Source organism: Anaeromicrobium sediminis, from assembly GCF_002270055.1.
Classification (GTDB): Bacteria; Bacillota; Clostridia; order Peptostreptococcales; family Thermotaleaceae; genus Anaeromicrobium; species Anaeromicrobium sediminis.
This window is the reverse complement of the sequence record NZ_NIBG01000009.1, coordinates 24,859-49,704: the sequence shown is the minus strand read 5'-3', so window position 1 is coordinate 49,704 and position 24,846 is coordinate 24,859. Positions and strand designations below refer to the sequence as shown.

19 protein-coding genes are annotated in these 24,846 nt (G+C 29.9%); 7 read left to right on the top strand and 12 right to left on the bottom strand.

From position 1 onward, the window contains the following. Nucleotides 1-321: 321 nt before the first annotated feature. The 3 genes from CCE28_RS11355 to CCE28_RS11345 all read left to right on the top strand — a co-directional run bounded on the left by CCE28_RS11355 (nt 322) and on the right by CCE28_RS11345 (nt 6,847). A complete protein-coding gene (locus CCE28_RS11355; RefSeq protein ID WP_095133837.1) occupies nt 322-2,370 on the top strand; it encodes a helix-turn-helix domain-containing protein in 2,049 nt (682 codons plus the stop codon). A 312-nt stretch (nt 2,371-2,682) separates the two neighbouring features. After that, nucleotides 2,683-3,768 (top strand): efflux RND transporter periplasmic adaptor subunit, encoded by a 1,086-nt coding sequence (locus CCE28_RS11350; RefSeq protein WP_176461782.1) that lies wholly within the window; start codon nt 2,683-2,685, stop codon nt 3,766-3,768. Nucleotides 3,769-3,778: 10 nt separating this feature from the next. Next, entirely contained in the window at nt 3,779-6,847 is a 3,069-nt protein-coding gene (locus tag CCE28_RS11345; protein WP_095133835.1) for an efflux RND transporter permease subunit, read from the top strand. Nucleotides 6,848-6,910: 63 nt separating this feature from the next. On the opposite strand, the gene CCE28_RS11340 is transcribed toward CCE28_RS11345, so the two are convergent. From CCE28_RS11340 to CCE28_RS11310, 7 genes are all read right to left on the bottom strand, one after another. Continuing rightward, nucleotides 6,911-8,320 (bottom strand): YfcC family protein, encoded by a 1,410-nt coding sequence (locus CCE28_RS11340; RefSeq protein WP_095133834.1) that lies wholly within the window; start codon nt 8,318-8,320, stop codon nt 6,911-6,913. Between the two features lie 37 nt (nt 8,321-8,357). Next, complete coding sequence (locus CCE28_RS11335) at nt 8,358-9,455, bottom strand: amidohydrolase (protein WP_095133833.1); 1,098 nt, start codon at nt 9,453-9,455, stop codon at nt 8,358-8,360. A 252-nt stretch (nt 9,456-9,707) separates the two neighbouring features. After that, entirely contained in the window at nt 9,708-11,741 is a 2,034-nt protein-coding gene (locus CCE28_RS22760) for a sigma-54 interaction domain-containing protein (RefSeq protein ID WP_095133832.1), read from the bottom strand. A gap of 110 nt (nt 11,742-11,851) precedes the next feature. Beyond that, nucleotides 11,852-12,364, bottom strand: a complete 513-nt coding sequence (locus CCE28_RS11325) for an NUDIX hydrolase (RefSeq protein WP_242972970.1) — start codon at nt 12,362-12,364, stop codon at nt 11,852-11,854. Between the two features lie 149 nt (nt 12,365-12,513). Further along, nucleotides 12,514-13,017 (bottom strand): hypothetical protein, encoded by a 504-nt coding sequence (locus CCE28_RS11320; RefSeq protein ID WP_095133831.1) that lies wholly within the window; start codon nt 13,015-13,017, stop codon nt 12,514-12,516. Beyond that, the gene (locus tag CCE28_RS11315; RefSeq protein ID WP_095133830.1) at nt 13,010-13,909 is read right to left on the bottom strand and encodes a response regulator; all 900 of its coding nucleotides are present in this window, start codon (nt 13,907-13,909) and stop codon (nt 13,010-13,012) included. The genes CCE28_RS11320 and CCE28_RS11315 overlap by 8 nt, the downstream gene beginning before the upstream one ends. 4 nt (nt 13,910-13,913) lie before the next feature. Next, nucleotides 13,914-15,176, bottom strand: a complete 1,263-nt coding sequence (locus CCE28_RS11310; RefSeq protein WP_095133829.1) for an ATP-binding protein — start codon at nt 15,174-15,176, stop codon at nt 13,914-13,916. A 493-nt stretch (nt 15,177-15,669) separates the two neighbouring features. Between CCE28_RS11310 and CCE28_RS11305 the strand changes: the two genes are divergently transcribed. Next, entirely contained in the window at nt 15,670-16,689 is a 1,020-nt protein-coding gene (locus CCE28_RS11305; RefSeq protein WP_095133828.1) for a 3-oxoacyl-[acyl-carrier-protein] synthase III C-terminal domain-containing protein, read from the top strand. Between the two features lie 105 nt (nt 16,690-16,794). Here CCE28_RS11305 and CCE28_RS11300 read toward each other — a convergent pair whose 3' ends face one another. Genes CCE28_RS11300 through CCE28_RS11290 form a run of 3 tightly spaced genes read right to left on the bottom strand, consistent with a single transcriptional unit; the run spans nt 16,795 to nt 18,506 of the window. Beyond that, nucleotides 16,795-17,568, bottom strand: a complete 774-nt coding sequence (locus CCE28_RS11300; RefSeq protein ID WP_095133827.1) for an ABC transporter permease — start codon at nt 17,566-17,568, stop codon at nt 16,795-16,797. A gap of 4 nt (nt 17,569-17,572) precedes the next feature. Continuing rightward, nucleotides 17,573-18,187 (bottom strand): ABC transporter ATP-binding protein, encoded by a 615-nt coding sequence (locus CCE28_RS11295; protein ID WP_095133826.1) that lies wholly within the window; start codon nt 18,185-18,187, stop codon nt 17,573-17,575. Then, a complete protein-coding gene (locus CCE28_RS11290; RefSeq protein ID WP_095133825.1) occupies nt 18,174-18,506 on the bottom strand; it encodes a PadR family transcriptional regulator in 333 nt (110 codons plus the stop codon). The genes CCE28_RS11295 and CCE28_RS11290 overlap by 14 nt, the downstream gene beginning before the upstream one ends. Nucleotides 18,507-18,734: 228 nt before the next feature. On the opposite strand from CCE28_RS11290, the gene map reads away from it, so the two are divergent. Further along, on the top strand, nt 18,735-19,481 hold the full coding sequence (gene map, locus CCE28_RS11285; RefSeq protein ID WP_095133824.1) for a type I methionyl aminopeptidase: 747 nt from the start codon (nt 18,735-18,737) through the stop codon (nt 19,479-19,481). Nucleotides 19,482-19,552: 71 nt separating this feature from the next. On the opposite strand, the gene CCE28_RS11280 is transcribed toward map, so the two are convergent. Both CCE28_RS11280 and CCE28_RS11275 read right to left on the bottom strand, forming a co-directional pair. Next, nucleotides 19,553-20,806: an MFS transporter gene (locus tag CCE28_RS11280; protein WP_095133823.1), complete on the bottom strand. Its 1,254-nt coding sequence runs from the start codon at nt 20,804-20,806 to the stop codon at nt 19,553-19,555. 108 nt (nt 20,807-20,914) lie between these two features. Beyond that, a complete protein-coding gene (locus CCE28_RS11275) occupies nt 20,915-22,132 on the bottom strand; it encodes a MerR family transcriptional regulator (protein ID WP_095133822.1) in 1,218 nt (405 codons plus the stop codon). Nucleotides 22,133-22,261: 129 nt separating this feature from the next. Between CCE28_RS11275 and CCE28_RS11270 the strand changes: the two genes are divergently transcribed. Both CCE28_RS11270 and CCE28_RS11265 read left to right on the top strand, forming a co-directional pair. Next, a complete protein-coding gene (locus CCE28_RS11270) occupies nt 22,262-22,996 on the top strand; it encodes an SDR family NAD(P)-dependent oxidoreductase (protein ID WP_095133821.1) in 735 nt (244 codons plus the stop codon). A 344-nt stretch (nt 22,997-23,340) separates the two neighbouring features. Then, nucleotides 23,341-24,669, top strand: a complete 1,329-nt coding sequence (locus tag CCE28_RS11265) for a sigma-54 interaction domain-containing protein (RefSeq protein WP_242972969.1) — start codon at nt 23,341-23,343, stop codon at nt 24,667-24,669. Nucleotides 24,670-24,846: the final 177 nt, after the last annotated feature.

Genomic DNA, 24,846 nt, shown 5'->3' with positions numbered 1-24,846 from the left:
CTTTTAGATAGTTTCAAGGTCTAGGTAGTATTACTTCCCACTAATTTATATTTCATTCATAGGAATATCTTAGACCCATTATCATTATTAGTATGATATGGCAGCAAATATTCTTTTTCAAAGTAAATGTAACATTAATGTAAAAAATGTAAAAAAAGATAATATAATCTTTTAAGGCAAAGGACCCTCTAAAAATATTTTCATTTCTCTCCATTAGGTTTAAAATTATTAATAGAGTGTAATAAAATGTTCTGTTAGCACCTAATAAAAATTATGATATACTTAAACGAAAAATCATTTGAATAACAAAAGGAGGATTACATGAGTAATGAATTATTAACCTCTCGCAAAGACCTTCCTATTCGACTATTCGTAAAACGTATAATAAATGATATCATTCATTGGCATGATGGAATAGAAATAATCTTTGTATTAAAGGGTTCTATTCATCTTAGTATAGGTGCAGAAACATGGTGGCTAAAGGAAAATGATATGGTTATTCACAACATAGGTGAAACACATAGGATCCATCAAACAGAAGAAGAAAACCAGCTTTTATTTTTGCAAATAGATACTAAATTCTTCAAAAAATATTATCCTAATATAAATGAGTATTATTTTCATTGCTGCTCTCCTGAAAATGAAGAAGGCAATAAAGAAAAGTTTCATATTTTACGTAAATATATAGCACGAATAGTATTTACAATAAATGAATACGAGAACAGCAATGAACATCAAATTCAGAATTTAACAAAAGCATTATTAGAGTATTTAGTTGAGCATTTTGATTATATACGTGCTAGTGAGATAAAAAATGAAATGCAAATAGAAAGATATGAACGAATTTTTGAGTATGTAATAAAAAATTATATGAATAAAATAAGCTTGCAGGAAATTGCTAAAAAGGAGCATATAAGCTTATATTATTTATCTCATGATATTAAGGAAAAATCAGGTTATAGCTTTCAAGAAATCATAACTGCACTTAGAGTAGACCAAGCTGTAAAGTTATTATTAGGTACAGATAAGAAAATTTCTCAAATTGCTTTAGAATGTGGATTTTCTGCACCAAGGTACTTAAATAAGTACTTTACAAAGTACTATAATGATACGCCTATACATTTTAGGAAAAAGAATAAAAGAGAGAAAGCTTTTGAAAAACATGAAGAATTAGAGTTATCAGTGGCAATAGAAAATTTAACTAACTATCTACATGACTACAAAGGCAAAAAAAAATATATAAAAGAGACTAAAACTATTTACCTTAATACGGATTCAAACGGAAGAAGTTTTCATCACACATGGAAAAAAGATATTTATTTAGGTAGTGCGAAAAAAATCCTTATGACTAATTATCAAAATTATCTAAAAGAAATGCAGACAGAAATTCGTTTTGATTGTATAAAGTTTTCTGGATTATTTGAAGAAATGGATGCTTTTCACAAGGATACAGATGGAAATCATATTTTTTATTGGAATCATATTGATGAAATTTTAAATTTCTTTCAGAAAATAAATATAAAACCCTTTATAAGTGTGCATTTTGTCCATTTATCTAATGTACATATTGATTTTTTTAATAGATTTCTTTTCCATTGTATAAAAGAATATGGTTTAAAAGAAATAGAAAGTTGGATATTTGAAGTTCCTAATGATAAAGGCTATGAAGAGATTATCAAAGTAATTCAATCCATTTCTTCTAAAGTAAAAATAAAAGAGGAGAAAATACCTGATTTTAACAAAAACTTTCTATATGATACGATTTATATGGCTCCCTATATTATACATAGTGCCATACATTCAAAAAATCCATTAGATTTTATCAAAGCTGTAGATAGTATAGATTTTAATAAAAAAATAAATAATCCTATTTTCCATGGCGAAAACGGACTTATGACTATTAATGGACTGAAAAAAGCTTCCTACTACGCCTATTACTTACTATCACGTTTAGGAAATGAAATGATAGAAAAAGAAAAAGGGTATATTATTACTAAAAAAAATAATGATTTTCAAATTCTTTTATATGATTATGAGGAAAATAAGAAGAAACATATAGAAGAAAAGTTTGAAAAACATTCTTTTTTCAGAATAAAAGACGAAAAAGAAATATTTCTATATATAAGAAATTTAATGGGAAAGTATAAGATTACAAGATATGAATTAAACGAGAAACATGGATCCATATTTGACCATTGGACAGCTATGGGTCAGCCAAAAGAATTATCTCAAAAGGAAGAAAAATTCCTAAATAGAATTGTTTTTCCAAAGGTGACCTTTGACTGTACAGAAAAAAGCAATAAGGATTTATCTATTAAATTAAAACCTCACGGCGTCACCCTAATTACATTAGAAAAATTATATGAATAACTATAATTTTCGCCCAAAATAGGGCGTTTTTTGTTGCGCAAAAATCAAGATAAGTATTTGGACAAAATTCTTTCATATATTCCACAAAATTGTTATATGTGTTCAACAAAATGGTGAATGATTCTAATTTTAAAAACTTATATACTTAAAATTAGTCACTAGAAGATATTAGCAAATAACATTATGGAATGAATTTAAATCATTGAATTGTATTTATTAGTTAAAGAGTTTTAAAAAAGTTGAAATTTGTAGATTCATCTATTTATTTTTGAATAAATCAATTCACATGTATATAAAGAAAGGGAGATGATTATGAAAAAATTTTTAGTCCTATTACTTATGATTAGCACACTTTTATTACTAGTAGCATGTTCAAAAGCTGAAGGAACTACAGTAAAAGAAAAAGTAAAAGCAGTAAAAGTTGAAAAAATACAACAAAGTGAGAATTCTGTTTTCCTAAGTTATATTGGAACAGTAGATGCTAAAGACATTATAAAGTACAGCTTTAAAACGTCTGGAAAAATTGGAAGAGTTTTTGTTGAAAAGGGAGATAAGGTAAAAGAAGGAGATAAATTAGTTCAGCTTGATACACAAGATTTAAAATTCCAAGTAGATGCTGCAAAATCCACATTAGACACTGCACAATTTAATATAAAAAAGGCTAAAGATTCCTATATCTATGACAAAGATTATTTTAGTAAGATGAAAAAATTATATGATGGTGCAACCATATCTAAAAATGAATATGATCAAATAAAGTTAAAAATGGATATGTCAGAAACTACTTATAATCAAGCAAAATCTCAATATGAGGTAGCAAAGACAGATTATGAATATAAGTTAAGCTTACTTGATGATTCAACTATTTATGCAACAATAACAGGAAGTGTAGTAGACACTCTCTATAAAGAAAGAGAGCTTGCTCCTGAGGGAAATCCCGTTGCCATTGTTAGAAGTAAAGAACAGATCATAAACATAGGCATTGCTCAAAAGGATCTAAAGAAAATTAAACTTGGAACAAAAGCTATCAGCCATGTAGACGGAGAGAAAGTAAATGGAGTAATAACAAATATAGCTGAAGCTCCAGATGAGGATACAAGAACATACAAAGGTGAAATTACTGTAAATGAGAAGCACTTTAAATTAGGATCTATTGCACAGGTTGAGCTCAATGTGGGCATGGAAAAAGGTGTATGGATACCAATTGCATCTATTATGTCTGATGGAGAAAATTATGTATATATTGTAAAAGAAAATAGAGTTTATAAAAGAACCGTACAATTAGGTAATATTAATAAAGATCACGTTATGATTAATGGCGTAAAAGACGGAGAATTTTTAGTAGTAAGTGGAATGAAAAATTTAAATGACGGACTAAAGGTTAATATTACAAAATAGGGGGGGTTTTATGAGTAGTTTAATAAAAGTATTAATCCAGAAAAGAAGAGTTACACTGTTTTTATCTGTTATCATTGCTGTTATGGGAGCTTTGTCATATCACTTGTTGCCAAGACAAGAGAGCCCAGATGTGGCTGCTCCCTATGCAATGGTTGTAACTCCTTATCCTGGAGCATCTCCAAAAGATGTGAATGATTTAGTAAGTAAAAAAATAGAAGATAAACTGGCACAGCTTGAAGGGTGTAAAGAAACCGAGAGTATATCTAACGATAGCGTATCTATTGTAGTGATATCTTTTTTTAATGGTACAAATAATGACAAAGCAATGCAAGATGTTAGAAATGCAGTTGCTGACGTAAGTAGTGAATTGCCAAAGGGATGCTTACCTAGTGAGGTTAATACGGATTTGGTGAAAACAGCTGGAATCATTATCAGCTTATCGGGAGAAAAATATTCTTATGAACAGCTTGCATCCTTCGGAAAACAATTTAAAGATAAACTAATGGATATTGACGGAATATCAAAGTTTACAATAGAAGGTGAATTAAAAAAACAATTAAAAGTAAAGATAGATATGGCTAAAATGAATCAATTAGGTATATCCTTTGAGGATATATATAATATCCTCCGAAGCCAAAATATTGAAATTCCGTCAGGAAGCATAAAAACAGAAAGCGGAAAGATAAAAGTAAAAACCTCTGGAATTTATACATCCTTACAAGATGTAAAAGATACAATCATAGGTATATCTCCTCAAACGGGAGTTGTAACAAAACTATCTGATATAGCACATATAGTTATGGAAAACCCAGAAGATGTTCAAAAGTATAAGCAAAATGGGAAAAATGCCGTATTGCTTACAGGATTTTTTCAAAAGGGTAAGAATGTGGTCATCATTGGAAAAGATGTACGAAAGGCTATTGATAATGTAAAATCCACCCTTCCTGAAGATCTCATTGTAGAGGAAGTCGTTTATCAGCCTGATTCTGTAAGTAAATCAACCAATGATTTCATGATAAATCTTGTTGAAGGGATTATACTTGTAATTATTGTAGTATTTTTAGGAATGGGTATGAGGAATGCAGTAGTTGTTTCAGCCGCTATTCCCATGTCTATACTCATGACTTTCATAGTTATGTATGCAATGAAAATATATATACATCAAATGTCTTTGACAGCCCTTATTGTTGCGTTGGGAGTTTTAGTTGATAATGCCATTGTTATTAGTGACACCATTCAGGTAAGAATTGATGGAGGAGAAGAAAGAATAGAAGCTTCTTTTAAAGGAACCAGTATGTCAGCCGTACCAATATTTACAGCAACCCTTACGACTGTAGCTGCCTTTTCTCCCCTTTTAGGAATACCAGGAGCTGCTGGAGATTTTTTAAAGTCGATTCCTCAGGTATTGATTATTTCTATCATTGCAGCATACATTGTTTCAATGTTTATAACACCAGCGATGGCTACTATATTCTTTAAAAAGAGCAATAAGAAAAATGAAAAGGAGGGTTGGCTTAGAGTATTTTTCAAAAATTTATTGGTAATTGGATTGAAGAGAAAAATTACAGTTACTTCTGTTACATTTATTACATTAATCTTAGTTATACAGTTTGTTATGCCTGTACTACCCCAAGAATTTTTTCCATTTGCCGATAAAAATATACTTTATATAGATATTACCTCAGAAAAATCAGGGGATATTGAGACGACAGAAAAATTAACTGACCAAGTAGTAAATCTTTTATCAAAGGAAAAGGAGATTACTAGTTATACAGTTTCCATAGGAACGGGTATGCCAAAATTTTATGTAACCTTAAATCCTCCTACGCCATCAAATGATTTTGCTCAAATGGTATGTAAATTTGATTTAGGAGATGAGAAAGATAGAAAATTTAATACTAATAGTGAGTTGTCAAGTCATATACAAACTCTTTTAGATGAAAATATTCCTAGTGGTAATTTCAGTGTACAATTATTGGCACTTGCTGAACCAGGAGCTAAAATAAGATTAAATGTTTCAGGAGAAAGTGTAGAGAGAATCAAAGAAGTATCAGATTTAATAAGAAATGAAATCAAAAAGATTGAGGGAACAACAAATGTACGCCATAATATGAACGATAAAACTTTACAATATCTTGTAAAAATAGATGGTAATAAAGCTACTAATTTAGGCATTTCAAAGTATGATATTCAAAGACAAGTGAATATTGCATTATATGGTGCAGAGGCATCTGTTTATAGAAAAGATGGTAAAGAATATGATATTTTAGTAAAAAGTCCAATGAATAAGATTGAAGACCTTGAAAATCTGCAAATTAAATCTTCAATTACTGGTAAGAAAGTACCAATTAAACAATATGGCCAGGTTACATATGAATCAAAATTGGATCAGGTAAATCGATTTAAAAGAAAATTAACAATACAAATTAAGAGTGATGTGCTACCAGGGTATAATTCATCTGAAATAGCAAATATTATTGAAACTGAACTTTTACCTAAATTGGATATCTCAGGAGTAAATATTCAATTTAAAGGCGAAAGAGAAGATATTGCAGATACTTTTGGAAATGTTATTCTATTGGCAGGTCTAGCCATATTCCTTATTTATGTAATTCTCTTCATTCAATTTGATTCGTTTATTCAGCCTATTGTTATTATGATGACAGTACCCTTGTCATTAATAGGTTGTATAATTGGCCTATATTTATTTAATCAACCACTGTCCCTAACAGCCTTCTTAGGAATTATTGCTTTAATTGGGCTAGTTGTTAAAAATGGTATATTATTGATAGAATATATTAATGATGCAAGAAAAGGAGGATATGATATAGATCATGCTTGTATTGATTCTGTTGACAAAAGATTTAATGCCATTGTCCTTAGTGCAGCTACTACAATTATGGGCCTTGTACCATTAGCACTCTCAGGTAGTAGTTTATTTGCACCCATGGCAGTATCTCTCATGGCAGGATTGATTGTATCAACCTTTTTAACAATGGTTGTAATCCCTGTTATATATAGTTTAATTGAAACATTTTTAGAAAAAGTTAATAATAGGAGAAAAGAAGCTTCATTATAATAAATAGTAAGGAGAGGATTGATTAACTATCCTCTTCTTACTATTATACTTCTCAATCAATCGTTACGACCATCCAATCATTGTACCAATTGCAACTGCTAAAGTACCTATTAACACCCAAAGGCCAAATAATGGTAACATAAATTTTACCCATTTTTCATAGGGAACTTTTGCTACACCTAATGTAGCCATTAAAACTCCTGACGTAGGAATTATGGTATTTGAAAATCCGTCTCCATATTGATATGCAGAAACTGCAACCTGTCTAGTTACATTAACCACATCGGCCATAGGTGCCATTAAAGGCATAACAACCATTGCTTGCCCTGAACCAGATGGAACAAAGAAGTTGAAAATTAAGTTTATATAAAACATTAGTATACTAGAAATGGTAGGCGGTACCTTAGATAATGGCATGGACATATAATAAATGATTGAATGTATTACCTTTCCATCCGTTAAAACTATTGTAATTGCCTTAGCAAAACCAATAACTAGTGCTCCATAAACCATGCTTTTACATCCAGATATAAAAGATTTTGCCATATCATCTGGATGCATCTTTCCTATAAATCCACTTATTAATGCAACTGCTAGCATAATAGCACTTAGATAATTAAGTTTCCATTTTAGTTTAAATGATCCATATGCATAAAGTGCAAATCCAGCTGTTAAAACTAATAAAATCAAACCATGTCTAAAGTTAAACTCACTAGGTTCATCTTCTGCGCCTTCTTTATCAGACCATTCTATTTTATCTAATACACTATCATTAATATCCTTTTGAAGCTTTTTGGAATAAGAAATTGTATACCATAGTGTTACTAAGAAAATTGCAGCCCACACTATAGATCTAAATCCAAATCCAGACATTATAGGGATACCTGCAATTGTTTGACCTAATACAGTATTAAATGGACCCATAGGGCTAGATGTGAAGCCTGAATAGGCACCAAGATACATAATAGATATTCCAACAACTGGATCTAATTTTAACTTTTTAGCTAATGCTACTCCAATTGGTATAAATGCAATGGCTGCATTTACTATTATACCTAATGCCCCTAGTACAGACATTAGAGCCATAATGATAGGAATAACCAAAAGAGCTTTATCCTTTAATTTATTAATAGATAAGTTTATAGCAGAATCAATAGCTCCCGTATCATTTACAATCTGAAAATATCCTCCTACTAAAAATACTAAAAATATTATTGACGCCGCACCTGTCATACCATTTGTTATTGATAGTAAAAAGCCCATTATTCCTACTGGATTTTTTTCAACAAAGTGGAATGAATTAGGATCAATTAAAGTCTTTCCTGTTACGTCATCTTTAACCATTTCATATTGGCCAGCAGGTATAATATAAGTTAAAAGAACTGCAATTATAACAAATAACATAATCAATGTATATGTATTTGGAATCTTAAACTTTTTCTTATTTTTGTTTGAAGTAATGGAATTCGCCATAAAATAACCTCCTTAATTTAAACTTTTAATAACATAATTATCCTAATCTTTTTTCTATAAATTTAATTATAATATCCTTGCCATACTCTAATGCCTTTAAATCAAAGGCCATCTGTGGATGATGCAATCCAGGAACTAAATCAGCACCTAATCCTATGTAGGTGGACTTTATATTAAGAGCCTTATTATAGTAATGAAAATCTTCTCCCCCAGGAGTAACAATAGGATCTAGAGAACTTCCTAGTACCTCTATTATAGATTCTTTAGCAGATTCAATCATCCCCCTGTCATATTCAGCTGCTATAACACCTGCTGGAACTTCTATCTTAGCCTTTGCACCAATTGATTGAGCACTCATGGAAACAGCCCTTTTAATGGCTTCTATCAATTTATCCATCGTCTGGTTATTTTGAGCCCTTACATCAAGGGTCATGCTTACCTTGCTAGGAATTATGTTATGAGCTGAGCCAGATGAACTTATTTTAGTAACTTTAGCAGAATGGGCAATTCTAGGATCAACCCTTACTGAATTAATTGCATTAATACATAAGGAAGCAGCGTCTATGGCATTTATCCCCAAATGGGGTCTTGCTCCATGGGATTCTAATCCAAATATCTCCACATTTATTGCATTTGAAGCCCCATGATATAGGGCCGGAGTCCCTTCGCCTAATTTAGCCTCTTCAATTGGTCTAAGATGTATTCCTACTAATTCGTCTACGTCATGAAGTATATTGGATTCACAAATCAGCTTTGCTCCCTTTGATATTTCTTCAGCCGGTTGAAATATGAACATTATTATTCCTTTTAATATACCCTTTTCAGATATTTCCTTTGCTGCTCCTAATACCATGGTACAATTTGCATCATGTCCACAAGCATGAATATTTGTCTTTTTTCCTTCCATTTCGAACTCAAGTGCATCCATATCCGCTCTTACACCTAAGCATACCCCATCTTCTGAACCCCTCATTATTGCAACTATTCCCGTTTGTCCAATATTCTCTATAACCTCATATCCAAATCTTTTTAATTCATTTCCAATAAATTGTGAGGTTTTAAATTCATTAAGTCCTGTTTCAGGTATTGAATGAAGATAATCAAATACTTCTTTTACATATTCTTCATTTGGCATATCTATCACCTCCCTTTGTATGAAATATTTCACTAACTTAGAAAAGCAATATTTATACCAACAGCTTTAATATGGATATACTAATTGAATAATCTAATTAAAAAAATTTCTACAGCCTAGGAATTTCTTTTACTAATTAATATGTCTTAGACAAAAAAAAATTTTATTTATTAGGTGATAAAAGATTTAAAACATAGCAAAAACGGGATGGTATTAGTTTTTTCACCCTTATACCATCCCATTAACATCCCATTATTTAATTTTTCTCGTAACTTCTTTTCCCTTATGAGTTAAGAAAGAACCCTTTCTACCTTTACCATATGTTATATACTCATTAGAATTTAAAAAATCCATTATGTTTCTAATTTTATGTTCCGATATGTTATAATTCCTTTCAATTAGTTCATCGTATATGGCCCTTCTTCCAGCATTCTTATATTTTAAAATACTTAATATTTCTTTTGCTATATTATTATCTTCCATATGTAGTTGAGAAAATAACCATTCTTCTTCTATTTTTTCATTTGAGCAATCTGATTTACTGAAATCTGGAGGAAGGTCCCTTATGGTTAATACTTCGTCCCCCATGTATGCCATATATTCTATACAATTTCTCAATTCTCTTATATTTCCACCCCAATAATTGTTCTTTAATATATGTAAAAGTTCAGTATGAATTTGTTTATTGCCCATAGATATTTCATTTAAAATATCCTTTATCAAGTAAAGAATATCGTCCTTCCTCTCTCGTAGAGGAGGCAAATATAAGGGTAATACATTTAATCTATAATACAAATCACTTCTAAATTTCCCCTTTTCCATTAATTCCCTTAAATTCCTATTGGTTGCTGCAATAACCCTTACATCTACAGGAATAACACGTATACCACCCATCCTCATTACCTCTTTTTCCTGTAATACCCTCAAAAGTTTAACCTGAGTGTCCACAGGTAATTCTCCAATCTCATCTAAAAATAAACTACCTTTATGTGCTAGTTCAAAAAGGCCTTTTTTACCACCCCTCTTAGCTCCAGTAAAGGCCCCTTCCTCATATCCAAACAATTCACTTTCTAATAGATCAGATGATAAAGTGGCACAATTTACTGCTAAAAAAGGTTGATTTTTTCGCCTAGAAAAATTATGTATAGACTGGGCAAATAGTTCTTTCCCTGTTCCACTTTCTCCAATAATTAAAACAGGAGAATCAATTTTGCTGATTTTTTTTGCCTTAGTCTTACATTCTATTAAGTTTTCACTAACACCTATTATATCTTGAAAATGATATTTAGCCACATGGCCCTTATCTACTAGTTGTTTTCTCAATTGACTCTCTAAATTTTCTATTTCCGTCTTATCTTTGATAATCAAAACATAACCATAGATATTTCCATGTGTCTTTATAGGTCTCTTTGTAACAATTAAACTTTTATTTGTTAGATTATATTTCACTATATAATTTTGTATATTATCTTCTTTTACCAATTCATTTAACACAGATGACGATTTTATTAAGTCTTTTATATTTTTATTTAAAATATCTTGTTCCTGGATGCCAAGTATTTTTTCTATAGATTTATTTAAATGTAAAACCTTATATTCCTTATCTACAACCATAACCCCATCATCAATCACGTCTAAAATAACATTCAATTGATTTTTCATTTTATTTGTATTTTCAAATATAAAATTAAAACCTTGATTAATTGGAATAATATTTTTTAAATATCTTTCTAATTTTTCATCAATTCTTTCATTTAATATATCAAGCTTTGTAATTATGTTCATCAAAGTTGAAATATCAATAACTCGCCAGCCTATATCAAAAACCTTTTCTACAGTTTTAGGTACATATGCCATCTGTCCAGGAGTTACTGCATACTTAAGGTCAGGAATATTATCTAGATTAGGATACACAGGTTTAAAATCTATATGCTTAATTCCCATTTCATATAAAAGGGATATAGTTCCTATAGTTCCTATGTCATTATTATTTACAAGCATAGCTTCCGTACCTTCTGGTATATTATGCAAAGGATCTAAGCTTCCCTTCATAAAAGTTCTATTCATATATATAATTTCTATTTCCTCTGAAAGATATTTTTGAGCAATACCAGGTAATATGGGAGAGGTTACTAAAGCCAAGTCCCCTTGTATTTTTTCATATATTCCTTCACGTATACTATAGCCTTCCACTTCTAAATAATCTTCAAAAAAATCCTTTAGATCTCTTGTATATTTTTCTTTAGGTTCTACCTCTAGAGTAATAAGTATTAATTTTTTCTTCATTCTCTCAACCCCAAATTAAAGATTTAACTTTTATAAACTATTAAAAATGATTAAAACTTACGTTATTCTTTAATCTAGATTATATCTTATTAATACAATTTATTGTATCTTTAAAGTAGGACCCCCTGGTCTTTTTTCAGTTTTAAATATTTTTTCAAAGTTATAATATTCATAGGGAAAAATGCATAATCTTCATTTTCTAAAAACTGGTGAAGTTCCCTAATTGGTATCCACCGTGCATTCCTAGATTCATCTGTCTCCTTTAAAGGCTCACCTTCAGCTTTGCAAATAAACACTTGAACTATAATAGGATAATTGCCCTTTGTATTTTGAGTGACGGAAAAGGGAGTATAATTTACAATATTATATCCATTGCATTCATAACTTGTGGCTTCATCTTCTCCCTGTATATGAGTAAGAGTTAATCCTGTCTCCTCTTTTACTTCTCTTCTTAAAGCATCAAATATATTTTCAAAGGCTCTAATTCTACCAGCTGGTATTTCTATAAGACCATATTCCTCTGGTATTTTAGGATTAAACCTCTCTTGTACTAAAATATGTGACACTCCATCTGCTACCTTCTCAATAATAGCACCTGCTGCTGGCATAAAAAATGTTTCCAATTTAGTTTCCCCCTTCTTTTCCTGTAATTTTAAATTCTTATAATTTCCAAACACTCCCAATCCATATTAATCTTATCATAGAAAGAAAAGTAAAATAAAGAACCACCAAAGGCTTTTTTTATTCCTTCAGTGGTTGCTCACCGTAAATTTTATTTAATTAGGCTTTTAATCAAAGCATAGACTTCTTCACTATTTTCTAAATCATAGAAGGTTAAAGCATTATATTTTCCATAGAAATCTACACTGCTATCTCCAAAGATTATGTTTCCCGTATTGTTCTTTTTCATAATTACATTTAAATTTAATATACCATTAATCCTTAGAATCTCTATATTTTTGTCCTTATAATCCATGATCTTTATTATTCTCTTATTAGTTATTCCATAATATGTATTAAGATTTCTATTATATCGTCTTTTTTCAGTAATAAAAATCATAGGTATACTAATTATAGCTCCAAAGAATATAGACACCAACCAGATGGCTACCATGAAAGGTTCAATTATGTAGATTATTAAGGCAGGCATAAAAAGTATAACCAATAATCCTATTAAAAGAGGCTTAAGTTTTTTATTTATAGGATATAATACGGGCTGTCCTTGCCACAGTAGTTCTTCACCTTCTAGAAGCTCCTCATAAATTAGTTTACTCATCCTTTATATCTATTATAATTCCCTCTATGAACTTCTTGATATTAACCTTTCCACTTTGGTCTGATTCGCCCCTTGCAAAGTTCATTTGATTTCTTACTTCTTTAAAATTAAATAAAGTACTAGAATATTTAACAAAGATTTCATTCTCAGGATTCTCAATCCCCATATTGGCTATATTCTTAAGGGCTTTTATTGAAGATCTCCTAACCCTTTGTTCTATGGCAGAAGTATTTGTAGATATGCCCTCTTCTTCACTGTATTTATCGCATAAATACTTATATATATCAGATAACTTATATTTAGGTAAGTTATTTTTACCCTCTTCCATATGTTCAATTATCCATAGGATAATCTCCATAATGTCTTTTACTCCTGCTTCACCTAAAATACCTAATTGGGCTAATACCTTTTCTATTTTATCTTCATTACTATGTTCCTTACTCTTTTTCTCTGTAGGTACATGATCTATTCTTCTTATACCCTTTAGGGCATCTTCAAAGGATTGAATTACCTTACTCATGTTCACCTTTTCCTTTATCTTTTCGATTACAGTTATAACCTCTATTACATTGATAGGCTTACTTATGAAAAACTCAATTCCATTTTTATATGCCTTAGATATCATCTCTTCTGAGCTCACTTGAGATATCATGATAAAAGTAACATCTTCATGAGTTTCTTTAACCTTAGATACTATCTTTATACCATCTACAGTAGGTAATAATAAATCAACTAAAACAATATCCGGTTTAAGTATTTTTATGTCTTCTATAGCTTTTCCCCCATCATTACTAGAACCAATTATGTCTCCCAAATCATTCTTTTCAATTATTCTCTTTAATATATTTTGCACAACTTTATCATCTTCAACTATGTAGAAACTTGTATTCAATTGATTATGCACTCCCCTCAATATTCGTAACTGGAATTTTTATTTCAAATATTGTTTTTGAACTTTCCCTATTATTAACCTCTATTGTACCCCCGAAATGATTTTCCACTATATTTTTAACATGGGATAAACCTATCCCTGTGGACATTTTGCCCGTTGTTTTATCGTATTTATTAGTAAAACCAGGCTCAAATATTAACTCCATATCTTCTTCCTCAATACCAGGACCATCATCAATAACTCTAAATACATGGTTTCCATCCATTTCATATTCCTCAACAATTATTTCACCTGTTGATTCTATGGCCTCGATAGAGTTAGTTATGAGATTATTTAAAACAGAAATCAAATGATAATAGTCATCCATTTGAAAATTACTTTGAGTTTGAAATTTCACAGAAATATCCACATTCTTAAACTTTATTAATTTATATGTGGCATCCTTAATTATTTTAAATATGTCTTCCACAGACATGTGTAGATTTGTCTTTTCACTTAGCAGTGTATTTTCCATACCTGCTACCACTCGAATATAATCCTTTTTGATTTCATGTATGTTTTTAGAAATGTTTAAAGCCATATCCCTTAATTGTGGTTCTTCAAGTCTTTCATATAAATCATAACTCTGTTCCATCATATCTTCAATGTCTATCATGGATTTTTTTAAGAAAAATAATTCAGTCTTAAGTTTTGCCGTGAACAATAACAACTCCCTAAACTTCTTTTCCTTTTGTTCTATTTCAAATATATCCTTAGAATATAATATAATCTTGTAAATAACCCATGTCATCCAGGATCTTATTAATCCCACATATATAATGGCTATAACAGCTTTCTCAAAATCAATGTTCATAAAATAGTATGACAATATGGCTTCCGCAATATTACTAGTACTATCACAAAACCATAAAGATATAATAAAAACTGCAGAATCATCTAACTTATCCCTTATATTAAGAAGTTTAAAAAGAAAACCAAAGACAATATAAAATGCGACCACAGGTAAGTAACTGAGTAAGTTTGTGAGAAATGCGGTTTCAGGATAAGCAATAAAATTCAGTGATGCTCTAAATATGAACATTAATACCCCTATACTCGCAGATACAGTCACCACTGATAGGTCCTTAAAGTATATTAATAAAAGTGATAACACTAATACGGCAAGTGAAAATCTAAACCATTGGGAAAATGGACTTATATATCCTTGTCCCATAAAAACCGTTACTAAACATATGGCTATAGTATTTCCTAATCGTTTTTTATCCATAACTAAATCCTTTCCTAAAACTAAGCTTTATCTTAAATAATCATACAAACCTATACTATCACAAAATGAAATAAATTAGTCCATTTATTTTAATGTATCATGCTTCTTTTCTTTATATAGTTTTTACTTTGCGATGCCTATTGAAACAATAAAAATACAAATTTAAATTTATTATATCCATAAAGAATTTAGAATGACTAGTCTATAAGAACTATTTTTAAAAATTTTCTTAATTCGACTCATTCTTGCTTTTTTCACCCTTAACTTTCTTCATTATTTATAGTAAAATATAATTCAACATTTTCTGTAAAAATATTGCATAATTTACTAGATATTTCAAATTAGAGTTTGCGTTTAAGGTAAAGCTTATAGGAAAATCTTATTAGGCTTTTATGAAATGAAAGTATGGGAATTATGTTTTTAACACTTGGGGGAGTGTATAATTTCCTACGAATTCTAAAAATATAAAAATAATAAACAGGGGGAATAGCACATGGAAACTTATGTAATTAAACCAGAGGTAGGCTTTCCAGAATTAGAGATTTACAACAATGAGGAAATGATGGATCTTTTAGGATTAAGGGATTCTCGTAAGCTTAAGGTTTTATTTAGAAAGGGTGGAGTAAGTAAGAAGTTCACCACCTTTGATTTCAATGAAAAGAAAGTAAATGAAGCCATGACTGAAATGTGTTTTAAATCTATTGAAAAGCTATTCAAAAATAATAATATTAGTCCACAAGATATAGACTGTGTTATCACTTGCTGTAACTCAAGTGATCAACAAGTACCTGGACTAAGTAGTAGATTATTCTCTAGAATAGACTTTAGAAAAGACATTCATAACTACCCTATATATGGTCTAGGTTGTGGAGCCTTTCTTGCAGCTATTAATATGTCTAAGTCCCTATTAAAGGATGAGAATATGAAGAATGTATTAGTAGTATGTTGTGAAGCACAAACTAATTCATTCATGGATAATATAGATCCTAATAATGATGGAAAGTTAATAGGATTGACCATATTTGGTGACGGGGCTGCTGCTGCTTTAGTTACTAAAGATGATTCCTTTGAAAATAATAAAATACATGTTTTAGATACTCAGGTTTTAACTCATTATAGCGATAGCATGACCATGACAAATAGTGAAGTACACATTGATGAAAAACTTCTTGAAAAGATTTCACCTCATATTCAAAAATTAGTCACTTCTTTACTTGAAAAACACAATATTGATAAAAATGAAGTTAAGCATTGGGTAATGCATTCAGGTGGAAAGAAAATTTTAGCAGGAGTTAAAAAATTATTCGATTTAAATGATGATCAGATGAAACCTTCCGTTGAAATATATAACACTTGTGGAAATATGTCTTGTGCCAGTGTGCCAGCTGGATTAAATAGATTGTATTCATTAGCAGAGGAAGAAAACTATATAAAAAATTCAGGAGAACTTGGTATAGTTCTAGGTTTTGGTTCAGGATTTTTCTTAGGAGTAAGTTTAGTAAGATACTTGTAATTTAGGAAAGTTTCATGATTAAGATTTAGAAGATAATAAAGCTACCTTTCAATTTATAAAATAACTATAATTCAAAGGTAGCTTTTATTGTATATACTATTAATACTAAACTATTAAAACATCATAATCATCAAAAGCTTTAAATGACATTAATATTATGGATAAAATTGCACTAAAGTATCTGCATATTAAAATGGCCACCATTATGGCTGCTTGATATTTTATTGCCGTTAGTGGAATAGCCCCTCCTAAAATTTGTCCTGTCATCATTCCAGGTAAAGATACTAATCCAATAGTCTCAATAGCTGCCATAATAGGATTTACTGAAGCTGACACGGCATTTCTGAAATAAGGTATCAAAGCCTCTATGTTACTTCCACTAAGGCTTAAAGTATAAAAATACTCTTTTTCATTTTCCTTTATGGCCTTGTAAAAATTATTTATACATATTATATTACCTTTTAAACTATTACCTAATAGCATTCCTGCAATAGGAATCAGATATTGGGCACTAAATATATTATCTAACCTTATAACAAAGGTATTAAAAAATAATAATATTATTACATTGGGAATTATGAAGGCAAAAAACAATGGAGCAATAAATTTTTTAGTATTAAATCCGCAGCTTCTGATGGATGTAACGCTAGCTACACCTATCATAAAAACTAAGTATGCAAAGTTTATAATAGAATTATTAATATTAAAAATATATTGAAGAAAGATTCCTACCAAGGCAAGTTGTATTACCATCCTTCCTACGGAATAAAATATTTTTTTATTTATGGGTATATTTAATTTACGATTTAATATAATTACAGGAATCATTAATACTACTAGACTTAACATTGACAAATAAGATACTTCATTTGTACCCATATTACTACCACTCCTTTATTCTAACTAGATTACTTTTATTCCAAACTCTATCATGAGAGATTATTAATACAGTTTTATCCTGCTTTAATACATAGTCTACTACCTTTTCTTTCATTTCCTTATCTAGTCCAGATGTCACTTCATCTAAAAGCCATATATCTCTATCCATAAATATACATATGACCAGACCTAATCTTTGTCTTTCTCCTCCTGAAAGTTGACTTACTTTCTTTTCCATAATATCTTCTGAAAAGTTAAAGTATCTAAGAATATTCAAAACCTTATCTTTAGTAATTTTTATATGTCTATTGCTCTTGTATGAAAATATTTCAAGGATCAAGTCCCATACTTTATCATTTCTTAAATCCACATCTTGACTTACATAAGCTATATTCTTACGAAAATACATAATATTATTTTTTTCTAGATTCTTACCATCCAGTATTATCTCGCCCTTATCAGGCTTATTAAAACCTAAAAGTAATTTAAATAAGGTAGATTTCCCCTTACCTGAAGGAGCATTTAATAGTATTTTTTCACCCTTTCTTATGTGCATATTAAAATCTTTAAATACAGTTTTCCCATCAAAACTTACACCTATATTTTTAAATTGAATCAATATTATCACCCTTCTCCTTTACTTCACCAGTCAATTCCATTGCCTTTTCTCTAGCTTCGACTAAAACTTCTTCTCCTAGTATTGTGGTTGTATAAAACTTTACTATTCTACCATCAACATTCTTTTCTTCCTTTATTAATAATCCTTCCTTTTCCATTCTGCTTAACATGGGATATAAAGTACCAGGACTTATTTTATATCCATGTTCTTTTAATTCATTCATCATCCAAGTCCCATATATAGGTTCCTTCTTAGCATGGTACAATATGTGTATTTGCATAAATCCTAAAAATAGTTTTCTTAATATCTTATCTTTCATAAACATTCCCCTTTATCAAAGTGTATCACCATTCGATATCGTTTTGCGATATCGTTTCATGATATAATCCTATCATCATACATATTATCTGTCAATAAAAACATAAAAATAAGATATCTTTTCCAATTATTAATCTTACTTATATCTTTTCATCTTAGTAAACAATAAATCATATGATAGAATAAGACTTATGAATTTAAGTTAGTCAAATATCAGGAGGATCAGAATATGTTAGTAGCTTCAAAAACGGATTTAATTGCTTTAAGAAAAATTGGAAGGATTGTTGCATTAGCAAGAGAAGAAATGATCAAAGCAATTAAGCCTGGTATTAGTACCATCGAACTTGATACTATTGGTGAAGAAGTTCTTTTAAAGTATGGAGCAAGATCTGCTCCTAAATATGAATATAACTTTCCTGGAAGCACATGTATAAGCCTAAATGATGTGGCAGCCCATGGAATACCAAGTTCAAGAATTATAAAAGAAGGAGATATAATTAACATTGATATATCGGCAGAATTAGACGGATATTTTTCTGATACGGGTGCCACAATTCCTGTTGGGTCCATATCTTCTATCAAGAAAAATTTAATTGATTGCTCTAGGTCTGCTTTAGATAAAGCCATAAAAACATCAAAGGCTGGGGTTAAAATTAATGAAATTGGAAAGGCCATTCACAATGAAGCAAGAAAACACTCCTTTACAGTAATTAAAAACTTGGCTGGCCATGGTATTGGAAAGGTCCTCCATGATTCACCAAACCTCATATTAAATTACTACGATAAACATGACCATAGGGTTTTAAAAAAAGGTATGGTATTAGCCTTAGAAACCTTTATTTCCACAAGGGCAGAGTATGCTATAGAACAAAAGGATGGTTGGACTTTAAAGACTCCTGATGGAAGTTTTGTTGCCCAATTTGAGCACACAATTGTGGTTACAGAAAAGGAACCTATAGTCCTTACATTAGTGTAATCATTAATAAATAAAGATAAAGGACTTACAAAATATAAGTCCTTTATCTTCAATGGATATAATAATTATAATTAAGATTTGTGAGTCCTTACTTCGTATTTTATCTTAGACTTATTTAGGATTACTAAGTTAAATGTTAATAATAATAATCCCCCTCCTATTGGCAATACATATGGTTGTATTTTATTTAATAAAATTCCAGATAATATTAAGCCTATGGGGGCAATAACTTTTCCTACACTTATCACTATGCTAAGAACCCTTCCCCTTATTTCGTCTGGTATATACTTCTGGGTCATACAAATAAAAGGTATATCTATAAATGAAATAGTAACTCCAAATAATATCATTATGGTTGTATAGTATATTAAATAAAAAATTCCACTTAATTGAACCTGCCTTATAACCGGAATTCCTACTAAGATCATGTTTATGGACAAGGAAATACTCATAATCATTAAAATCTCTTTGTATTCAAATTTCTCCATTATTTTATAAACAAATATTGCTCCAATTATGACTCCCATAGAAAAGGAACCTTCTATTATTCCAAAACTCTTAGAAGGTAATTTTAACACATTGTTTATTATAAAAGGTAATGGCACAGTTATGGCGACACTGATAAAAAAGTTAATGGCTATAAACAATCCAAATACATTTATAATATTCTTTTCAGATTTAATGTACATGAAGGCTTCTTTCATATCCTTTGTTAGACTAATGTCTTTCTTTTCTTCAATTTTATTTACGTAGTTGTACCTAAAATCAATTAACATTTCACACAAGGCTGAGAGAATAAAAGAAATTCCATTTAACAATATAAACATGTGTATATCCATAAAGGCAAATACAATTCCTCCTATTAGAGGACCCATAATGGATGATAGGGAGTCAATTATTTTACTAGCAGAATTAATATTAACTAGTTTCTTATCTGATACTATATTAGGTATGGCCACCTCAAAGCTTGTTGCAAAGATAGTGGTAAATGTTCTAGTAAGAAAAGTACTTATATAGATCATTATGAGATTTAATCCATATACTCTACTGATAAAATATAGGCATAGGAACAAAATTCCATTTAATATGTCCATAAAAATAACTATATTCTTTTTATTAAATCTATCTGCCATAACCCCTCCAATAGGGTTAAATACAATTATTGGAATTATACCCAATACTAAGGTAGTAGCAAAATTTAACCCTGATCCTGTTAATTTTAATACATATAGACCTATGGCAAAGGTATATATGGCAGTTCCAAATATGGATATGAATTTTCCCAATGAAAAAAATATAAAATTAAAATATTCCTTTGATTTCATATAATCCCTCCTGTCTTTAAGTCCATTCTAAACCTTTGGCTAGACACCATGACAATAGGGTTACACATACTTTTTTCATACCTCTTAAAATAAAAGGTAGGGTTAACCCTACCTTTTTCCATAAAATATATAATTATATACCTTTTCACCTTTTACAAAGAAACTTTCATACTTGCCACCCTCTTCTACATAATCAGATACTTTATCATCTATACACTTATATCCCATATTATGTATATTAGCCTTTACATTTTCCATTACAAAGTTCTTTCTATATTGCTCTCCTATAAGGCTATTCATGCTAAAGTTCTTAAATAAAATATAACTCCCAATTAAATACCCATTGTCCTTTGCATATTTTTCCATATGCTCTAGTAAAAATTCTTCCTCCTCAAAACTATAATTACTAGTTCCTGCAAAGTCCACTAACATATCTACTGATTTATTTTTTATAGGTATTTGTAAAAAATCCGTACATAGGAAAATAATATTCTTCCTACACTCTGCCCTTTCAAGGATACTCTTAAGAAATCTATGGCGAGTCAAGTCATGATCTACAGCTATATACACACAGTCATCTGAAAGCTTATTATATATATTTCTAAGATAAAATCCAAACCCTGAACCTAATTCTAAAATGACTTTACTCTTAAAATTATTAAAGTCTACTTTCTTATCTATCCATTTTATACCCTTATATACATTATCTAAGTAATCTGAATCAGTAACATTTATGTACTCACTAATATAACCACTCAAGAAATTCAATTCTGATTCTCTATAATATCCATCTATTTTTAGTATGCCATCTTCAATAATATATTCTTCATTGCAATTACATCTTAACTTTCCATCTATTATCTGGTTGTCCTTTATTTTCCCATCTACTATGACTAATTTTCCATTACATTTTAAGCATCTTAATAGATTCAATGTACTTATATGAACACCTAATGTGAACTTCTTTTTTCTCTTTTCTTTTGATATTTCATCTATCTTTTTCTTTAATCTATTTTTTATATTAGTTAGGTTTTCAATATCCTTTATAACATTCTCATATTTGCTCATAAAAATAGTTTTATAATACTCTTCTTCCTCATAGGGAATGAGATTACCTAATATTCTAAAGGTAAATATGGTCTTAATCTCATTCAGAGTAAATCCCATAGCCTTTAGATCTAAAATTCTATTTAAACTATTTTGACACCTCTCATCAAAGTCATATTGTCCCCCTACCTTTTCTGGTACAATTAAGCCTAAATCCATATAGTGTCTTATTGTATCTTTACTAATATTATTTATCTGTCCAAATTTCCCAATCCTCATATTATCACCACTAAAAAATTATATTTGTTTTTATTATATCATTTATGGTCATCCTTCTTTTATACATATATGAACCTTTTAAGGAATATACACTTAATATATAAAATATTTTGTATGGGAGGAAAAGCCATGTATGAAGATTTAAAGAGAAAAAGAGTAGTTATAACAGGTGGTGCTAGTGGTATTGGATTGGCTACTGTTAAAAGATTTGTAGATGAGGGTGCTAAAGTTGTAATATTTGATGTTAATAAAAAGAATCTAGATGAAGTATTATTAGAACTTAAAAATGTACAAGGAATACTAGTAGATGTAAGTAATGAATCAAGTGTAGTTAATGCATTTGAACAGGTGGATGAACTATTAGGCGGAGTAGATATATTAATATCTAATGCAGGTATAAGTGTTAGGAAATCCTTTCATGAGATTACATATGAACAATGGCAGAAAGTTATTAATATAAATTTAGGTGGCATGTTTTTATGTGCCAGGGAAAGTATAAAAAGAATGATAAAAGAAAAAACTGGAGTTATTCTCTTTACAGGATCAACTAATGGTATGGATGGCCATGTTTATTATGCAGATTATAATGCCTCTAAGGCTGGTGTTATTAATCTGGCTAAAACAATTGCTCTTGAATACGCCCCTTGGTTAAGGGTAAATGTTCTTTCTCCAGGATATGTAATGACTCCTATGCAAAAGGCTGAATACACAGAGGAAATGTTTGCTGAAGTAAATGAAGGTATTCCTATAAAACGTCATGCAGAGCCTGAAGAAATAGCTGCCCTTTTTGCTTTCTTAGCCTCAAATGAAGCCTCTTATATAACAGGTCAAAACATTCCTATAGATGGAGGAGAAACTGCTTAAGTAGACATTCTATCCTTTAATAAAGTAAACCTCCATGGGGAGGCTATTAAATCTACCTATGGAGGTTTTATATTTACTATAATTTTGTAATTGTCTTGTATACTAGTCCACCTACCACACTAATGACGACTATGATGTTTTTAATTTGTGAATATCTATTTGTTTTCTAATTGATAAAATAATAGAAACAAGGTGGTGTATGTGGTAAAATGTAGCAATAAGAAACTGGATTCTTCATAAAATCAGTTTGTTTTTAGAAGAAAGATAATTGATATAGAATTCATATACACTATATTTTCCTTTAGAAAGTGGGTAATAAAATGATAACAAGATATCTAGAATATATGTCTGAATTATATGACCACATAGATGCGATTATAATTGTTAATAAACAAGGTATTATTGAATATTCTGCAATGTTTTGCCCTGAAACCAACCGTTTTGAAAATGAAGGCATTACAGGAAAACGTCTTTTAGAAATATATCCTACACTCACAAAGGAAACTAGTAGTCATTATAGGGTTCTAAAAAGTGGTGAGCCTATCGTCAATGAAAAACAATCCCTAACAAACTTTAAAGGAGAGTCTGCCGTTCTTATCAATTCCACTTTTCCAATGGAATATAATAACGAGATCATTGGGACCATAGAAGCTTCTGTTTTTTCTTCAGCCCATAAAATTAACTCTCATAAATCCTTGAATGACTTTAGATCACATAATGCTTTATATACACTAGAAGATATTATTACAAAAGATGATGCCCTACTTGAAATCAAAGAGAAACTAAAGAGAATATCTCAAAGTAATTCTTCTGTATTAATTTGTGGAGATACAGGAACTGGAAAAGAACTTGTTGCCCAAGCCATTCATAATTACAGTGCAAGAAATAACGGCCCTTTTATCTCTCAAAATTGCTCTGCCATTCCTTCAACTTTACTAGAAAGTACATTATTTGGAACCGTAAAAGGAAGTTATACGGGAGCAGAAAATAAAAAAGGGTTATTCGAATTAGCAAATGATGGAACATTATTTCTAGATGAAATCAATTCTATGGATATTGGTCTCCAAGCAAAAATACTAAAGGCTATTGAAGAGAAAAAAATTCGCCGTGTTGGCGGTGAATCCTTTATCAATATCAATATTCGCGTTGTTTCTGCCATGAATACAGATCCCCTTGCAGCTATTGATGATGGTATACTTAGAAAAGACCTGTATTATAGATTAGGTGTAGTACAAATAAATCTACCACCTCTTAAAGATAGAAAAAAAGATATTCTTCTTTTAACAGATCATTTTATAAAAACATATAATCATCAAATGTGTAAAAACATACTGGGTGTAAGTGAAATTGTAAAAAACATATTTAACTCCTATACCTGGCCTGGAAATGTTAGGGAGCTAAGAAATGCAATAGAATCTGCTTTTAATTTATGCACAGAAGAAATTATTCCCTTGAAAGATATTCCTGAATATATTATTTACAATAATAAAAAGGAAAAATATTTTGCAAAAGATACGGTTCAAAATAAATCCCTTCCTGAATTGCTAAAAAACTATGAAAAAAACCTTATACTGGATGCCTTATCTATCTCAAAGAATATAACGGAAGCTGCAAAAAAGTTACAAATTACTAGACAATCTCTTCAATATAAAATGGATAAATATAATCTATAAAAGCGCAAGAAATTTTGCGAAATTTCCGCAAAATTTCTTGCGCTTTTAACCTTTTATCTTTTCTATTTTTAATTTCAAATCTATGGAAGCTTTTTAAATCCAAGGATATATAAAATATAATTATCCACTCTAACTTTGGCACTATTATTGCAATAATAAATTTTTAAACAAATAAAA

What these genes read in the sequence shown, in the direction of transcription:
- CCE28_RS11355 (WP_095133837.1), top strand. Translation starts at nt 322, where the DNA reads ATGAGTAATGAATTATTAACCTCTCGCAAAGACCTTCCTATTCGACTA.
- CCE28_RS11350 (WP_176461782.1), top strand. Translation starts at nt 2,683, where the DNA reads ATGAAAAAATTTTTAGTCCTATTACTTATGATTAGCACACTTTTATTA.
- CCE28_RS11345 (WP_095133835.1), top strand. Translation starts at nt 3,779, where the DNA reads ATGAGTAGTTTAATAAAAGTATTAATCCAGAAAAGAAGAGTTACACTG.
- CCE28_RS11340 (WP_095133834.1), bottom strand. Translation starts at nt 8,320, where the DNA reads ATGGCGAATTCCATTACTTCAAACAAAAATAAGAAAAAGTTTAAGATT.
- CCE28_RS11335 (WP_095133833.1), bottom strand. Translation starts at nt 9,455, where the DNA reads ATGCCAAATGAAGAATATGTAAAAGAAGTATTTGATTATCTTCATTCA.
- CCE28_RS22760 (WP_095133832.1), bottom strand. Translation starts at nt 11,741, where the DNA reads ATGAAGAAAAAATTAATACTTATTACTCTAGAGGTAGAACCTAAAGAA.
- CCE28_RS11320 (WP_095133831.1), bottom strand. Translation starts at nt 13,017, where the DNA reads ATGAGTAAACTAATTTATGAGGAGCTTCTAGAAGGTGAAGAACTACTG.
- CCE28_RS11310 (WP_095133829.1), bottom strand. Translation starts at nt 15,176, where the DNA reads ATGGATAAAAAACGATTAGGAAATACTATAGCCATATGTTTAGTAACG.
- CCE28_RS11305 (WP_095133828.1), top strand. Translation starts at nt 15,670, where the DNA reads ATGGAAACTTATGTAATTAAACCAGAGGTAGGCTTTCCAGAATTAGAG.
- CCE28_RS11300 (WP_095133827.1), bottom strand. Translation starts at nt 17,568, where the DNA reads ATGGGTACAAATGAAGTATCTTATTTGTCAATGTTAAGTCTAGTAGTA.
- CCE28_RS11290 (WP_095133825.1), bottom strand. Translation starts at nt 18,506, where the DNA reads ATGAAAGATAAGATATTAAGAAAACTATTTTTAGGATTTATGCAAATA.
- map (WP_095133824.1), top strand. Translation starts at nt 18,735, where the DNA reads ATGTTAGTAGCTTCAAAAACGGATTTAATTGCTTTAAGAAAAATTGGA.
- CCE28_RS11280 (WP_095133823.1), bottom strand. Translation starts at nt 20,806, where the DNA reads ATGAAATCAAAGGAATATTTTAATTTTATATTTTTTTCATTGGGAAAA.
- CCE28_RS11275 (WP_095133822.1), bottom strand. Translation starts at nt 22,132, where the DNA reads ATGAGGATTGGGAAATTTGGACAGATAAATAATATTAGTAAAGATACA.
- CCE28_RS11270 (WP_095133821.1), top strand. Translation starts at nt 22,262, where the DNA reads ATGTATGAAGATTTAAAGAGAAAAAGAGTAGTTATAACAGGTGGTGCT.
- CCE28_RS11265 (WP_242972969.1), top strand. Translation starts at nt 23,341, where the DNA reads ATGTCTGAATTATATGACCACATAGATGCGATTATAATTGTTAATAAA.